Raw genomic sequence first — 15,898 nt, 5'->3', positions numbered from 1 at the left:
TTATAAATATTTTACAAATCTCCATGGAAGATTGAGTATATCTTCTGTGGAGATTTTTTCATGACCATTCGATAATAATATCGTAATTTTCAATTGTCTCCATAGAAGATTTGCTTGTCTTCCGTGGAGATTCTTTATTTTTGCTCATTAACTATACGCCGCTAATTCATGGATGTATCCATTATTATAATTAATTACCGAACACCGCAGCTCATTATCAATTGCTTAAAATCCATTTATGAATTTACATCCGGTGTTAAGTTTGAGATTATAATTGTAGATAATGATCCTGAAAATGGAGGCGGAAATTTGGTCCGCGAAGTTTACCCTGAAATAAAATGGATAGACATGTCCTACAATTCGGGGTTTGGAAGAGCCAACAACGAAGGGATGAAGGCAGCTTCGGGGCGTTATTTTCTGATATTGAACGCCGACACACTTGTTACCGACAATGTTATCGGGCGTTGTATGGAAAGAATGGATAAGCATTCGGATATCGCAGCGGCTGGTGCCTTGCAGTATTATGCCAATGGCACACCGATGCCTTTTTACAAAAGCTTTAACGAATTCCGCAAAACCTTTTTCATTTTACCGCCGAGCGGTGTTATCGACAGGGTTTTAAATAAATTATACCCTGAACCAAAATACAGTGACCCGGATCAGTATGACTGGCTGGTTGGCGCATTTGTATTTGTAAGGAAGGAAACCGTCGCAAAATCCGGAGGATTTGATGAGGACTTTTTTATGTATGGCGAGGACGTGGAATGGTCAGGACGGCTGGGAAAACAGGGCAAATTGTGTTATTTCAAAGACTGCACCTTCATACATCTTGAAAATGACAACCCATTCCGGCGTACAAGCATTTCGTGGATCAACCGGTTCAGCGCGCAGATGCAGGTATCCAATATGTTATGGGTCCGGAAACAGTATGGCGTCGGAGCCTATCTTTTGATGATCCTGCACTATATAACCATGATCCCCGTGATATTCGTCTGGAAGATGATCTTCAACATCAAAAAAGATGGAAACCCTTTCAGCGAGTTAAAGACCCAGGAAATTTTTACCCGGAAGACAGGCGTATTGTTAAACTATTTTTGGCCAACCTTATTGGGCAAAAAACATCTGTTTAAAATAAAGCCTTCCGAAAATATAGATCTAATTAGCCAATCATGAACGTGAGTGTTACCCGTCGTAAAATTTTATTTTTCACACCCTATGCCACGCGCACAGGATCAGAAATGCTTATTTATTACATCCTGAAATATCTGGACAGGAGTAAATTTGAAGCCGGACTGGTCTGTTTTGCACACGGGGAATTGCTGACAGACCTACCTGCCGACATTCCTGTTTTTATGGCGCCTGGCAAGTTCTCACTCACAGACAAAATTGCTTTTCACCTGGGTTTCCACCCTACACACAGGGCTATAAAAAAGATTTCAAATACATTCAAAGCCGACCTTTGGTACATCAATACGGTCATGCTTGCCGATGTTGTTAAAATTGCCTCAGAATTACAGATTCCGGTCATTTCACATATCCATGAGCTGTCGGCCATGTATTCCCAGATCAGCAGCAAGGATTTCGAAACGGTTTTAACAGGATCAAACCTGCATATTGGCTGTTCCGATATTGTTTGCAAATGCCTGGAAGAGTCTGGCAGTACGCATGTAAAACGACTTTATCCTTTTGTCGACCTGAATGAAATACATCCGGATCCGGAAAAAGTAAAACAGATCCGGCAGGAATGGGGCGCCGGTCCTGACGATTTTGTGTGGATCATGTCGGGTACAACGTCCGAGCGAAAAGGATTTGATTTACTGCCGGAAATTGCCCTGCAAATACCGGAAGGCTCAAAAATTCATCTGGTTTGGGTAGGGCATTCCAGCGACGACGGCCTTGTTTACTGGACAAAAAGACGTTGTGCTAAATTAACGAATGTAAAAGTCCATCTGATCGGAGCAAAAAAGGAGGATTATTATTCTTACATGGATGCAGCTGACGGATTTATGCTCACGTCCAGACAAGAACCTTTTGGCATGGTGCTCGTGGAAGCTGCCTGGCTGGGTAAGCCAATCGTTTCCTTCGCAAGCGGCGGTCCCTCAGAATTCATCACACCGGAGCTCGGCACCGTGGTCCCGAATTTGGATATTGCCCTTTTCGTAGAGAGCATGATAGCCTGGAACAAGAAATTACCAACTTTCAACAAAGAACTTGCCCGCCAAAAAGCACAGGAGTTCAGCGTCGAAAATGGCGTAGCAAAGTGGCAGAATATTATCGAGCAATTTTGATTGTTCCCCGATCATTAACCATTTGCTCCTTAGCCGCAAAAGAATAGTTCCCCGCCCATTTAGCCAATCCAATATTTCCACAATTTTTTCCTATTGGTATGCTTGCATAATATTAGGAAAGAGAATATATTTGCTACACAAAATATAGTATGCAAGCATACTATTATTCCAAACTTTTAGTCAAATCCAAAAATCAATCATCATGGCTGTTGCAGAAGATAAAAAAACGTCGATTAAGGGAGGTGAATTTTTAATTAAAGAAACCCCGGCATCGCAGATTTTTATTCCGGAGGAGTTTAACGAAGAGCAGCAAATGATTGCTGATACCTGTCGTGATTTTCTGCGTACAGAAGTTTGGCCGCGTCTTGACGAAATTGACCAGGCCAAAAGTCCTGCGCTGATGTCGTCGCTGATGGACAAGGCTGGTGAACTGGGTTTGATGGGTACTGTCGTTCCGGAAGAGTACGGCGGGTTTGGGATGAACTTCAATACTTCCATGCTGGTTGCCGAAACAACCGGTGCCGGAAATTCATTTTCCGTTGCACTTTCCGCACACACCGGTATTGGAACGTTGCCTATTGTCTATTACGGAAACGAAGAACAAAAATCAAAATATTTACCGCAACTGGCATCCGGCGAATGGAAAGCTGCCTATTGCTTAACCGAACCGGATTCGGGATCGGACGCAAACTCCGGTAAAACCAAGGCGAAACTTAGTGAAGACGGCAAACATTACATCATCAATGGCCAGAAAATGTGGATAACCAATGGTGGTTTTGCTGATCTGTTTATTGTTTTCGCGAAAGTAACCGAGCCAAACGGGGAGACGGACAAAAACCTGACTGCCTTTATCATTGAAAAAACTTTCGGCGGCATAACCATGAATGAGCCGGAACATAAAATGGGTATCAAGGGCTCTGACACACGCCAGATCTTCTTCAATGATTGCGCCGTACCGGTAGAGAACATGCTTTCCGACCGTGAAAACGGATTTAAAATCGCCGTGAATATTCTGAATATCGGCCGTATAAAACTGGCTGCTGCGGCTCTTGGAGGCTCCAAGCAGGTAGCACGTCAGGTGATCAATTATGCCAACGAACGTAAACAATTTGGTACGTCTATTTCAAATTTTGGCGCCATCAAACACAAACTGGCCGAAATGGCGATCCGCATGTTTACGACCGAATCTGCGGCGTACAGGGTTGGACAAAACATTGATGACCTGATCGCGGCTTTACAGGAAAAAGGCCTGAGTGATGCTGATTCCAAACTGAAAGCACTGGAAGAACTGGCTATCGAATGTGCCATCATGAAAGTACATGGTTCGGAAGTACTGGATTATGTTGTAGATGAGGGCGTTCAGGTCTATGGCGGCATGGGTTATTCGGCTGATGCGCCGATGGACCGTGCGTACCGTGACAGCCGGATCAACAGGATCTTTGAAGGAACCAATGAAATCAACAGACTTCTGGTTGTGGATATGCTTTTGAAACGCGCCATGAAAGGTCAGCTGGATCTGATGGGACCGGCTATGGCCGTTGGAAAGGAAATCATGTCGATCCCTGATTTCGGATTTGATGAAGATGAAACCTTATTCGCTGCCGAGAAAAAAGTGATCAGAAACCTGAAAAAGGCGGTATTGATGGTTGCAGGATCTGCGGTTCAAAAGTTCATGACAAAACTTTCCGAAGAACAGGAAATTATCATGAACCTGGCCGATATGGTTATCGAAACCTATGTGGCTGAGTCTGTGTTGCTGCGCGTTGAAAAGCGGATCGATCTGCTCGGAGCGGATGCAAATGCCCTTCATAAAGATATTGCGCAGGTTTATTTACACGAAGCTGTGGAGCGCGTTAACAATGCCGGAAAAGCTGCAATAACCAGTTTTGCTGAGAGCGACGAACTGCGTGTGATGCTGATGGGGCTGAAAAGATTTACCAAAATTGAACCTGCCAACCTGAAAGACGCACGGCGTCGGATCGCGGATGCACTGATTGCAAAAAATGATTATATTTTCTAAAAAATCGGGCATACCGGACTTATCAAGCTGCGTATTATTAACCTAACTGATAAATGACCTTAAAGAAAAATCAGGTTTCAAACCTGCACAACTAAAAACCAATACGATTAATTTAAAAGGCCGGAGCTGGTTCAGTTTCGGCCTTTTTGTATCAATTTTTTACGCCGGCAAAAGCCGGTTGCTTAACAAGTGTTAATGAAGTAGTTTAACTCAGGTTTTTTCATGAACTTTCAGCCCGATTGCCGGGTTTATTTTGTTAAATGCACGTCACCCTAAACACTGATTCCTTTGCATTCCTTAATTGAGACTGAAAAACCACCTTTCATGACTGTTCATTCCCTCGATTTGCGTAAAACGGGGCAATTCCCTACGCTGCTTCTCGATTATCTGGATCAAAAACCTGCTCTTAAAGAGTTTTACGGTACTTTTCCAGCGGTTGAAAATGCAGCCGATGTCATTAAACAACGGGCAGACTTTAGCATTGAAAAGCGTCAGACACTGGTTAAAGTTTTAAAAGAACAGTACAAAGGCCAGCCGAACATGCCGGACTTTTCCATTCTTTTGGATGAGAAAACGTTTACGGTTACGTCCGGGCACCAGCTCAATATTTTCACGGGACCACTTTATGTGATTTATAAGATCGTCACGATCATTAAACTCGCTAAAAAGTTAAAAGAGACTTATCCGGACCATAACTTTGTACCGGTATACTGGATGGCTTCGGAAGATCACGATTTTGAAGAAATCGCTTCTTTCCATTTGCTTGGAAAAACCCATAAATGGGAGGGCGAACATAAAGGTGCGGTGGGCAGGCTTAATCCAAAAGAGTTAGAGGGAATATTAAGAAATCTACCCGACAGGCCTTTGCTTTTTGCAAAAGCTTATCTTGAAAATGACACGCTTTCTAACGCGGTTCGATGTTATATGCACGAATTGTTCGGTAAAGAAGGACTGATTTGTCTGGATGCCGATGATGCAGACCTTAAACGCCAGTTTATTCCGGTCATCAAAGAAGAACTTACAACTTCGTCATCCGCAGAAATTGTAACCAATACGACTTCAAAACTTGCCTCGCTCGGTTATCATACGCCACTCAGTGCACGCGAGATAAATTTATTCTACCTTCAGGACAATCTTCGCGAACGTATCATCAAGGAAGATCATCTTTTTAAAGTACTTAATACTGACCTTTCTTTTACGGAAGACGAAATTATAGTGCTTGTCGACGAACATCCTGAATATTTCAGCCCGAACGTTGTTTTACGTCCGTTGTATGAAGAGATCATTTTGCCCAATCTTGCCTACATTGGCGGCCCCTCCGAGGTTCCATACTGGATGCAGTTAAAAGGTGTTTTTGATCACTACAATGTAACATTCCCAATGCTGATTCCCCGGAATTTCGCTATGTATATTACGGATCAGCAACGCAAAAGGATAGAAAAACTGGGAGTAAATTATGATGATCTGTTTCTCGATGAAGTCACACTACGGAAACATTTTGTCGAAAGTCATTCCAATAATGTTTTAAATCTGAATGACGAGAAGGAGTCGTTTTACGCTCTTTTCGAAACAATTCTGGCCAAAGCCACCGCGATTGACAAATCCATGGAAGGCGCTGTAAAGGCCGAAGAAACGCGGATACGGCATTCGTTCGAGCATCTGGAAAAACGATTGAGAAAAGCGGAAGAGCGGAATCACGAAAGTGAAATCGAGCAGCTTCTCGCGCTGAAATATAAATTGTTCCCGGGCAAATCTTCGCAGGAACGTTATGATAACTTCCTGAATTTTTACCTGAGCGACCCTACGTTTATCGCAAAACTCATGACCTCTTTTGACCCGCTGGATTTCCGCTACAATGTGTTGATTGAAGAGCAGCCCGAATAATTCAGTTTTTCAGCTTCACATCGCCAAAGTTGGAGTAAACAGTGATTTTTGCGCCTGAGCCAGTACCCATTTTTCCCTGATACTGTTTGGACTGGCTGGTGGACGATTTATCTTCCTTGGATGGGTGTTTTGAGAAATTCACATTGGGAGGGCAGCTAAAATTACCGTTGGTAACGATAACATTAAAGCTGTTTGACTCCGCGGGCAGCGTTACTGAAGAAAATTCAGCCCGAATATTCAGCGCTTCGTCTGAAGAGGGGAGTTCTTCCATCCTGAAATTATCGGAGTAGTTTAAAGTAATTTTTCCGGTCCCTCGCAGCTTCCCGATCTTAGCCTCGGAATAGTTGATATTGGTGGTAAGATCGTTGACGTCGCCGATAGAAAGCTCTCCATTTTTAATATTCAGGATCAGGGTTTTAACCTGGTCAAGTTTCAGGTTTGAGAACTTAAACTCCATATTCCCGCCTTCCATTTTCCCGATCTTGACATGCCCGAATTGCGAGTTAATAACGTTCTGAGCATTCGACAAGACATTCGCATTAAAATTTCCATTTTTTGAATCAATAGTCAAAGGAGCCTCAAAATTCGGAATATTGGTATCGCCAAACTGATTTTTAACAACGAGTTCATTCTCTTTTGGCATAAAAACCGTGTAATCGATCTGGATGTAGTTCTTTTCACCAGGTTTTCTTCTCAATGCATTCCAGCCGCTTCTCGCAAAACTATTTTTGTCAATCATGGTTCTCAGGCTTATGATATTTCTGCCCTTGCTTTCACCAATTTTAACCGCATTAAGATATTCAACGACCTGAGATTCATTAGGTGCCGATGCCGTGATAATGACCTCAACCTTAATTTCGTTTTTTCCCCACAAATTGACCTTTACTTCTCCAAACTGATTATCCACCACCAGCTGATCGCGATCGGACACTTCGTATACTTTCACAATGTGCCGCCGTTTTTCAATGAGCGCACCTGCTCCGGGGTCATTTGAAAAGGCGAAAACCGGCCATAAAATCAGAAAACTAAATAGTAGGCGAATTATATTTCTCATGGCTTTGGGATGCCTTATTGATACGTTGTAAAATATTTAACTGTCGGTTCAGCAGGTCCACCTGATATTGCAGATTTTCTATCATAGCACGGACAAGGGCCTCCTGGTTTGGCGCATTACCCAGATCAGACTTAAGGTTCTGATAACTGGATTCCAGACTTTGGAGGTCGGCAGAGAAATCTTTGTAGAGTTCCGGGTTATTACTGGCCAGTTTGATGATCTCGCTCCGTTTTTCATCAATCATAACATTATATTGATTGAATTCCCGGGCATAGGCCGGCACTTTTAGCGCAACACCAGGATCCCTGGTAACGCCATATTCGTTATTGAGGTAAAAGAGGTAACCCGTTCCCAGTGCGAGGATCACGCCGGCTGCAATTCGCCAGTCGAAATAAGGGTTACTCAGACGTTTGACTTTTTTTTGCGGTTCAGCGGGTACAGAAGGAATACTATTTTCGATCCGGTCCCACAAAGAATCCTGAGGCAAGAAAACGTCGAACCCATCCCTATTATCTCTCACAAACCTCTCCAGACGATCTTTTTTATCAGAAAACTTTTTCATTGATCATTAACATATAAGTGTAAAGTTTTAACTCAAATGATGATAATTTTTAGTTTACGTGTTATCTATGTTTACTCTCTTTTTGTTCTTTTCGTTGCTTAAGCCAGTCCTTATTAGGCTCTTCCGAGCATTTCTGTCAATTTTCTTTTTCCCCGCATGTACTGCGTTCTCGATGTCGTTTCACTGATACCCAAAACCTCTCCTATCTCTTCGTGATCATAACCCTCGAATAAATACAAACTCACTACCACACGATAACCGTCAGGCAATCGTAAAACTGCATTTCTTATCCGTTCTACTTCCAGCGTTGTATCATTTTCGTGCCAGGAAAAACTATCTTCAATATCCTCGCTGTCACCTGGCCCATCCTGAAATTCATCTATTTCCACCCACTTCACCTTTCTGCTCCTAAGGTGATTGATAGATTTATTGACAACGATCTGTTTGAACCAGGCACCAAAAGTCGACTGCTGACGAAACTGGTGGAGGTTCGTAAAAGCATCTACGAACGCCTCCTGCAAGACATCCTCTGCTTCACCGTTATGATTTATGATCCGCATGCAAATATTGAACATAGCCTTCGAGTAGCATTTGTATAACTCATACTGCGCTTTGCGCTCTCCGAGTTTACAACGCTCTACCAGATCCACATGCTGGTCGGTGTACAATTTCGTTTTCAAGCAGAAGGTTTAGATTTGAACGTTCTGTATTAAAGAGGTAAAAGGGAATGCGGATGTTGCATCAATTTACAAAATATTTTGATGGCTTTCGGCAATCGGCCATCAGCAGTCAACTTCCCTGGTAAAAATTCCCATTTTGTTAACCATCTGAAAGCCGACTGCCGAAAGCCGAAAGCTTTTTGAACAAAGCGAATCCCGCATTTGTTACCCAAAAGAATAATCCAGGTTTTGACTATTGCTCAAAAATGGCCTATTTTGTTATTTACGATCTACTGAGTCAGTACATGAAAACGTTTAATATACCCGATTTTTACCGGAGCCGTGTCATCACACCCATTAAGGAGTTTCGCCGTAAAAACGATAAACTGAAACGTGACTATACGCCAACGGTGCTTGATTTCGGGCCTGTGCAGTTTCTTATTGCACGTCATTTCGGCTTCTGTTATGGGGTGGAAAACGCCATTGACATTGCATACAAAGCCATTTCCGAAAATCCTGATAAACGGATTTTCCTTTTGAGCGAAATGATCCATAACCCGGACGTTAACCGGGATCTGACCGATCGCGGCGTAAAATTCATCATGGATACCAAAGGCAAACAACTGATTCCATGGGATCAGCTGACGCCGGAAGATATCGTGATCGTCCCGGCTTTTGGTACGACCATCGAAAACCAGCAGAAGTTGGCCGAGCTTGGCATTAATTCCTACATCTACGACACCACCTGCCCGTTTGTAGAGAAGGTATGGAACCGTGCCGCGCAGATCGGGGAGAAAGATTACTCGATTATCGTTCACGGAAAACCTTTCCATGAAGAAACCCGTGCGACTTTTTCACACAGTAAGGAAAATGCTCCGACCGTTGTGGTTGAAGATATGAAACAAACCATCCGGCTGGCATCTTATATCACCGGTGAGTTACCGGCACAGCAATTTTTTGAAGATTTCCAGGGTCAGTATTCAGACGGATTCGATCCGGAAAAAGATTTGCAGCGGATCGGCGTAGTGAACCAGACGACCATGCTGGCATCTGATACACAAGGCATTGCAGATTATCTTAAAAATGTAATGACCAAACATTACAGTCTACGCCCGGAAGAAGTCGAAAGCCGTTTTGCCAATACGCGCGATACGCTTTGTTATGCAACCAACGACAACCAGGATGCGACGTATGCGCTGCTGACACACCAGGCTGACCTTGTGATCGTTGCAGGCGGTTATAACAGCTCCAACACTTCGCATCTGGTGGAGCTTTGCGAAGCGAAACTTCCTACTTATTTTATTGAATCGGTCAATAAAATTCTCGATAAGCAGCTGATCAGGCATTTTAACCTGCATACCAAGGAGGAAACCGTGACAGAAAATTATCTTCCTGAAAAATCGCCTGTCCGTATTATGTTAACCTGCGGAGCGTCCTGTCCCGACGCCGTCGTGGAGGGAATTCTGATGCGGTTATTGTCATTTTTCGAAGGTGCAAAACCGATCGAAGAAATTATGGAAGCCTTTTGATATCACATGCTGTTGAAAACTTATGCCTACCGTTAACACATTTGTGAGCCCGGAAAAATAAGATTTGCTACAATTACACTTAAATTAGACGGATGGTTTTTTGTTATAAAAAATCATCCGTTTTTTATATCCTGATTTAGGATAAAAAAACGTTATTGCCGGAAACATCGTCCTGTTAGTCTGAAAAATTTCGTTTAAAAATCCTCATGAGAAAACGCTCCGCCGCTGTCTTATTTTCCATTCTCTTTGCCGCCTATTTTTTCAACAGTTGTTCTTCGTTAAATGAAGTCAGAATTGCCGGAACGAACTTCAAAGACGAGATCGGACAGTCCCAGAATCTGGTCTTTACTTTTAACAAAGATCTCGTTTCAGAAAACCAGCTGGACACCTGGGATTCGACGCAATACATCAGGTTTGAACCTGCCGTTCGCGGAAAATTCAAATGGTCGGCCCCCAATGAACTCGTTTTTTCGCCCGTGGCTGGCTTCGGCTCGGCTACGGCATACAAGGCAAAACTCACGGATCAGTTATTAACACAATCAAAAACGGATAAAAAGTATGATGTTTCGTCAGAAACAATCGATTTCCATACGCCTTATCTGCAACTGATCGAGACAGAAAGCTGGTGGACCCTTTCAAAAGAAACCGGAAAACAGGAAGCGCGTGTCAAACTCATTTTTAACTATGCCGTCACCACGCAGAATGTTGCAGAGCGACTCAAACTGGCTCTGAACGACAAGGACGTTCCTTTCCGCATCCTGCCTTCGCCCGAGGGAAAAAATATAACCCTTGCGTTAACCAATACCGGAGCGGCTGACAATAATCCGTTGCCTTTAAACATAAAACTGGAAAAAGGGCTGAAAGCGCAGAATACCGCTTACGTGACCCAGGATGTTTTGGAAAGATCGACAAACCTGCCTTCACCGCTGCATCTGGAAGTAGCCGATATCAAGACCGGATTTGAAAATAACGCGGCTTACGTGCGGGTGATCACTACCCAGGAAATCGTTAAGGAAAGTGTTGAAACAGGGTTCTCCATAAACCCGGCAGCAACACTGACCAGTGAAGTGATTGAAAACGGCTTTATCCTGAGGGGCGATTTTAATGAAACGGATACCTACGCATTACTGATTAACAAGACATTAAAAGGAGTACTGGGACAAACGCTGGAAGATGAGACGTCACGAGACCTGTTTTTTGGAAAAATGCCGGCGCGTATCTCGTTTGCCAATAAAAAAGCACTTTATATGACACCCAAAGGTTCCAGAAACATGGGTGTACAGATCGTTAACGTGCCGAAAGTACAGGTGAAAATTGCCAAACTTTATGCCAATAACATCCTGAGTTATGTGCGTGCAAACCGCTGGGAAGAATATGGTTATGTGGGTGAAGAATGGAAATCGACCGGTTCATTTAATTACAGCGGAGACGAGGAAAGTAATTTTAGCGATATCATTGTTAATAAGGTCATTGACACAGAAAATCTCCCCAAAGCAAAAGGAGTTTCAGCACTGAACATCGCGCTTCCGGACGATAACAGCCGCCGTGGTATTTATCTGGTTTCGGTTAATTCGAAAGAGGAGGCCTATCTGGGTGCCACCAAGCTGGTCTCTATTTCTGATATCGGGCTGATTGCGAAGCAGGGAAAGGATGAAATTTGGATTTTCGCCAATTCAATCAAAACGAATCAACCGCTGTCCGATCTTGAAATCACCCTGGTCAGCACCAACAACCAGTCGGTTTACACAGCCACAACCGACGGCGATGGCATTGCCCATGTTGATAAACTGAGCGAAAAAGCACCAGGATTTCGCCTGGCGATGATCACGGCCGGCAACAAGGAGGACTTTAATTATCTGCTTCTCGATGACACAAGGGTAGAAACTTCGCGCTTTGAAGTGGAAGGGCAGCGGGATAATACTTCCGGTTTGCAGGCATTTATTTATGGTCAGCGGGATATGTACCGTCCGGGCGAAACTCTTCATTTTAATACTGTTTTACGAAATCAAAATTGGCAGACTGCCAGCGAAGTCCCTTTAAAACTGAGACTTGTCACCCCAAATGGCCGTGAATACCGTACCTGGCGGAAAAGTACCAATAAACACGGCGCTGTTGAGACAGAAGTAGCGATGGATGTGGCGGCGCTCACCGGGACTTATGTGCTGGAAGTTTATAATGCAAATGATGTTTTGCTGGCCTCACAATCGGTCAATGTTGAAGAATTCATGCCTGATCGTATCAAGGTTGATCTGAGCGGTGCGCAAAAAGAATACGCTTCGGGTAGTACTATTACGCTTACCGCGACGGCCCTTAACCTGTTTGGGCCACCGGCAAGCAACCGGACCTATGAGATGGAATCGCAGCTGAAACGAAAGCTGTTTTTCGCACCTGGTTTTCCGGAATTCACTTTTGATATTCCCTCGGAAACGACTTTTGAAAAAGAAACGAGACAAGGCGTCACCAACGACCAGGGACAGGCAACCGAACGGTTTGCGTTAGCACCGGGGCTGAAAGACATTGGAGTGCTGGAAGGGAAAATTTACGTAACCGTTTTTGATGAAAATGGCCGTCCCGTTAATCGTTTGCGGCGATTTGATGTTTTTACTCAAAATACATTTTACGGTATTCATTTACCTGATTCCTACGTAGGCGTTAACGCACCTATTCCTGTTGAAGTGATTGGGGTAAGCAGCAAAGGTATTTTACAGAACGGAGCCAAAGCCAAGATTGAGGTAATCAGGCTTGAATACCAGACTGTTGTTGAAAAAAAGAACGAACAGCTGACCTACACTTCCCGAAAAAGTGAAAAAGTAGTTTATTCCAATATTCTTAACCTGAACAATGGTAAAAATACGTTTCGATACGTGCCTACGGTTTCCGGAGAATATGAAATCAGAATCAGGCAACCAGAGGCGGCACATTACAGCGTTGCAAATTTTTATGCCTATGGCTCAGGTTATACCCAGTATTCTTCATTCGAAGTAAGCAATGAGGGACGGGTTTTGATGGAAACCGACAAGGCTAAATATAATATCGGGGAGTCTGCCAAAGTGCTTTTTAAAACTCCGTTTGACGGCCGGCTACTGGTTACTGTCGAGCGTAACAGCATTCTTGAACATCACGTTTTAACTACTGAAAAGAAAGCTGCGGAGTTAAAGCTAAATCTCAAAGAAGAACATTTGCCAAACGTTTTTGTAACGGCCACACTCATTCGCCCGCTGGATAATTCAGACCTACCGCTGACCGTCGCGAACGGATTTATTCCGGTTTTAGTGGAAGATACAAAACGAAATCTGCCGGTCGCGATCACGACCGTTGATAAATCCAGATCAAAAACAAAACAACAGATACGTATTAAAACACAACCCAATTCGCAGATAACCGTAGCCGTCGTAGATGAAGGAATTTTGCAGATCAAGAATTTCAGGACGCCGGATATTCACGGATATTTTTATCAAAAACGCGCTTTGGAAGTAACCAGCCATAATTTATATGCCTTACTTTTCCCGGAGTTAACCATTTCGGGCGCTTCCAGTTTTGGAGGTGATGGTTATGATCTGGAAAAACGCATTAACCCGTTAAGCAACGGCAGGACGGAGCTCGTGTCTTTCTGGAGTGGCCAGTTAACAGCAAATGGAAGCGGAGAGGCCACTTTTGATATCAACATTCCACAATTCAGCGGCGACTTACGGGTTATGGCGGTCGCTTACAAGGATAATGCTTTCGGTTCTGCTACCAAAAATATGAAAGTGGCTGATCCCGTGGTGATCAGCGCCGGTTTACCACGCTTTTTGAGTCCGGGCGATGAGCTGGTTTTACCCGTAAACATCAGTAATACCGAAAGCAAAGCAGCGAACGCTACGGTCTCACTGGCGGTTAGCGGTCCGTTAAATGCAGGTACCGCGCCATCCGTTCAAAAGATCGTCATTCCGGCAGGTAAGGAGACACGGGCTATATTTTCAGTCAAGGCTTTACTCGCTATCGGAGCAGGAAAAGTTGTTGTGAAAGTGAATGCCTTTGGAGAAACTTTTACTCAGCAAACAGAAATCACAGTTCGTCCGGCTTCTCCGCTGCTCAAAACGAGCAGTTCAGGCCTGATTGCCGGCGGACAGCAAGGGCTGATAAACCTGACAAACAGTTTTATTCCGGCTACCAGTAGCAGCCAGGTTGTCTTAAGCCGGTCGCCGCTTGTTGGGGGGGGAGGAAAAGCACTCTCGACTTTGTTGGGTTATCCTTATGGCTGCCTCGAACAAACCATTTCAAAAGCATTTCCTCAGCTCTACTTTGCAGACCTCGCCAAAGCCATGGCCACGCCTGTTTATCTGGTCAAAACCGGTGAAAGCGATTTTAATCCGGTAACGAATGTACAGCAGGCGATCCGTAAAGTTGAATCGCAACAATTGTTCAGCGGCGGGGCCGTAATGTGGCCGGGTGCAACCACCGAAGACTGGTGGACGACGGCTTATGCAGTACATTTCCTCGAAGAGGCGCGCAGGGCAGGATTTGAAATAAACCCTAAAACATTAAGCAAAGCCATCGAATACCTGACCGCCAAAACCGGAACCACCGCAACCCGGGAAATTGCCGTGGCGAGTGCCAATAACAGTTTACCGAAAGAAGCCGTGACGCAAATTCGGACCACCGTGGCGCGGCGGGAGGCAATTTACTCCTTGTACGTTTTGGCGTTAACGGGTTCGCCCAACCGGTCTGCTATGAATTATTACAAACAAAATCCTCAGTTGCTCACACAGGATGCACGTTATCTGTTGGCGGGCGCTTTTCAGCTGGTGGGTGATACGAGAAGTTTTAGTGCGCTTTTACCAAAAAGTTATACTTCCCAAAACAGCAATGGCGTATTTGACGATAGCTATTCATCACCTTTGCGGAACCTTGGATTGGTATTAAACACGCTTCTGGAAACGGATAATGACAATTTACAGATTGCTCCGCTGGCCCGCCAGTTGTCGAAAGCGATCCAGTCTGCGTCCTACATCAATACGCAGGAAGCAAGTTTTGCAGTGCTGGCTTTGGGAAAGGTGGCCAGGAGAACATCTGCCTCGACGGTCACGGGAGCTGTAACCATCAATGGTAAAAAAATCGCCGGTTTTGATGGCAAGGAATTGAAAATTGCCAAAGGCATTGCCAATCAGAAATTAGCCGTCAGCACGCAAGGAAAAGGTGATCTGTATTGGTTCGCGCAGTCGGAAGGAATGTCGGCTACGGGTGCCTATGTGGAGGAAGATCAGGGGCTGCGTATTCGCCGGGAATATTTAACGCGGGATGGAAAGGCGATTACAACGTTACACCAGAATGATCTGGTGGTGGTGAGGTTAACACTTTCCAGCGCCAATGGATTTCCTGTCGAAAATGTTGTGGTAACAGATCTTTTGCCGGCAGGTTTTGAAATCGAGAACCCGCGTATCACGGAACCCCGGGATATGCCCTGGATTGTAAATGCCGCAATCCCGACCTATTATGATATCCGTGACGACCGTATTCATTTCTTCACGACCGCCGATAAAGCGGAGAAGTCATTTTATTATCAGGTGCGTATCGTTTCCAAAGGGACTTTTACCGCCGGACCAGCCGCAGCCGATGCAATGTATCAGGGAGAATACCGGAGTTATTCGGGAGGAGGAAAATTGAAGGTTGAATAGTTTTTGTTTACCCGTCCGACGGTAAAAAAACCGCCGGACGGGTATGGTAAAACAACAGGCACAAAAAAGGACTGCTCCGAATCGAAACAGTCCATTTGAATTACTATGGCGAAATTATATATTGTCTTTATCTCTTGAATAACTCTTATTTAGAAAAACCCACAGGAGACTCCTACGGAGTCAAATCCTGGCATTTTCGTGGTTATTTCTATAAACAGGGTATTCCTTCGGAATTAAATTGCTCA

Annotated in this window: 9 protein-coding genes; 6 read left to right on the top strand and 3 right to left on the bottom strand. The window is 44.3% G+C overall.

Annotation, left to right across the window (positions count from 1 at the left end):
- Positions 1-168: 168 nt before the first annotated feature.
- The 4 genes from M1L62_RS20910 (at position 169) to bshC (ending at position 6,192) form a co-directional block, all read left to right on the top strand.
- Positions 169-1,173: a glycosyltransferase family 2 protein gene (locus M1L62_RS20910; protein ID WP_254561574.1), complete on the top strand. Its 1,005-nt coding sequence runs from the start codon at positions 169-171 to the stop codon at positions 1,171-1,173.
- Positions 1,170-2,288, top strand: a complete 1,119-nt coding sequence (locus tag M1L62_RS20905) for a glycosyltransferase (protein WP_254561573.1) — start codon at positions 1,170-1,172, stop codon at positions 2,286-2,288. Before M1L62_RS20910 ends, M1L62_RS20905 begins: the two co-directional genes overlap by 4 nt.
- A gap of 202 nt (positions 2,289-2,490) precedes the next feature.
- Complete coding sequence (locus M1L62_RS20900; protein ID WP_254561572.1) at positions 2,491-4,308, top strand: acyl-CoA dehydrogenase FadE; 1,818 nt, start codon at positions 2,491-2,493, stop codon at positions 4,306-4,308.
- Positions 4,309-4,632: 324 nt separating this feature from the next.
- Entirely contained in the window at positions 4,633-6,192 is a 1,560-nt protein-coding gene (bshC, locus tag M1L62_RS20895; RefSeq protein WP_254561571.1) for a bacillithiol biosynthesis cysteine-adding enzyme BshC, read from the top strand.
- 1 nt (position 6,193) lies between these two features.
- Here bshC and M1L62_RS20890 read toward each other — a convergent pair whose 3' ends face one another.
- The 3 genes from M1L62_RS20890 to M1L62_RS20880 all read right to left on the bottom strand — a co-directional run bounded on the left by M1L62_RS20890 (position 6,194) and on the right by M1L62_RS20880 (position 8,488).
- Entirely contained in the window at positions 6,194-7,246 is a 1,053-nt protein-coding gene (locus M1L62_RS20890; protein ID WP_254561570.1) for a hypothetical protein, read from the bottom strand.
- A complete protein-coding gene (locus tag M1L62_RS20885; protein ID WP_254561569.1) occupies positions 7,218-7,808 on the bottom strand; it encodes a hypothetical protein in 591 nt (196 codons plus the stop codon). The genes M1L62_RS20890 and M1L62_RS20885 overlap by 29 nt, the downstream gene beginning before the upstream one ends.
- 113 nt (positions 7,809-7,921) lie before the next feature.
- Entirely contained in the window at positions 7,922-8,488 is a 567-nt protein-coding gene (locus M1L62_RS20880; protein WP_254561568.1) for an RNA polymerase sigma factor, read from the bottom strand.
- Positions 8,489-8,772: 284 nt separating this feature from the next.
- Between M1L62_RS20880 and M1L62_RS20875 the strand changes: the two genes are divergently transcribed.
- The gene (locus M1L62_RS20875) at positions 8,773-9,996 is read left to right on the top strand and encodes a 4-hydroxy-3-methylbut-2-enyl diphosphate reductase (protein ID WP_254561567.1); all 1,224 of its coding nucleotides are present in this window, start codon (positions 8,773-8,775) and stop codon (positions 9,994-9,996) included.
- Positions 9,997-10,202: 206 nt separating this feature from the next.
- Positions 10,203-15,653, top strand: a complete 5,451-nt coding sequence (locus tag M1L62_RS20870; RefSeq protein ID WP_254561566.1) for an alpha-2-macroglobulin family protein — start codon at positions 10,203-10,205, stop codon at positions 15,651-15,653.
- Positions 15,654-15,898 lie beyond the last annotated feature (245 nt).

The organism is Dyadobacter diqingensis, assembly GCF_024220585.1.
GTDB lineage: Bacteria > Bacteroidota > Bacteroidia > Cytophagales > Spirosomataceae > Dyadobacter > Dyadobacter diqingensis.
The sequence above is the reverse complement of the archived record's forward strand: the minus strand, read 5'-3'. Positions and strand labels throughout refer to the sequence as shown.

Coding starts and splice junctions, on each gene's coding strand:
- M1L62_RS20910 (WP_254561574.1), top strand. CDS start 169: ATGGATGTATCCATTATTATAATTAATTACCGAACACCGCAGCTCATT.
- M1L62_RS20905 (WP_254561573.1), top strand. CDS start 1,170: ATGAACGTGAGTGTTACCCGTCGTAAAATTTTATTTTTCACACCCTAT.
- M1L62_RS20900 (WP_254561572.1), top strand. CDS start 2,491: ATGGCTGTTGCAGAAGATAAAAAAACGTCGATTAAGGGAGGTGAATTT.
- bshC (WP_254561571.1), top strand. CDS start 4,633: ATGACTGTTCATTCCCTCGATTTGCGTAAAACGGGGCAATTCCCTACG.
- M1L62_RS20890 (WP_254561570.1), bottom strand. CDS start 7,246: ATGAGAAATATAATTCGCCTACTATTTAGTTTTCTGATTTTATGGCCG.
- M1L62_RS20885 (WP_254561569.1), bottom strand. CDS start 7,808: ATGAAAAAGTTTTCTGATAAAAAAGATCGTCTGGAGAGGTTTGTGAGA.
- M1L62_RS20875 (WP_254561567.1), top strand. CDS start 8,773: ATGAAAACGTTTAATATACCCGATTTTTACCGGAGCCGTGTCATCACA.
- M1L62_RS20870 (WP_254561566.1), top strand. CDS start 10,203: ATGAGAAAACGCTCCGCCGCTGTCTTATTTTCCATTCTCTTTGCCGCC.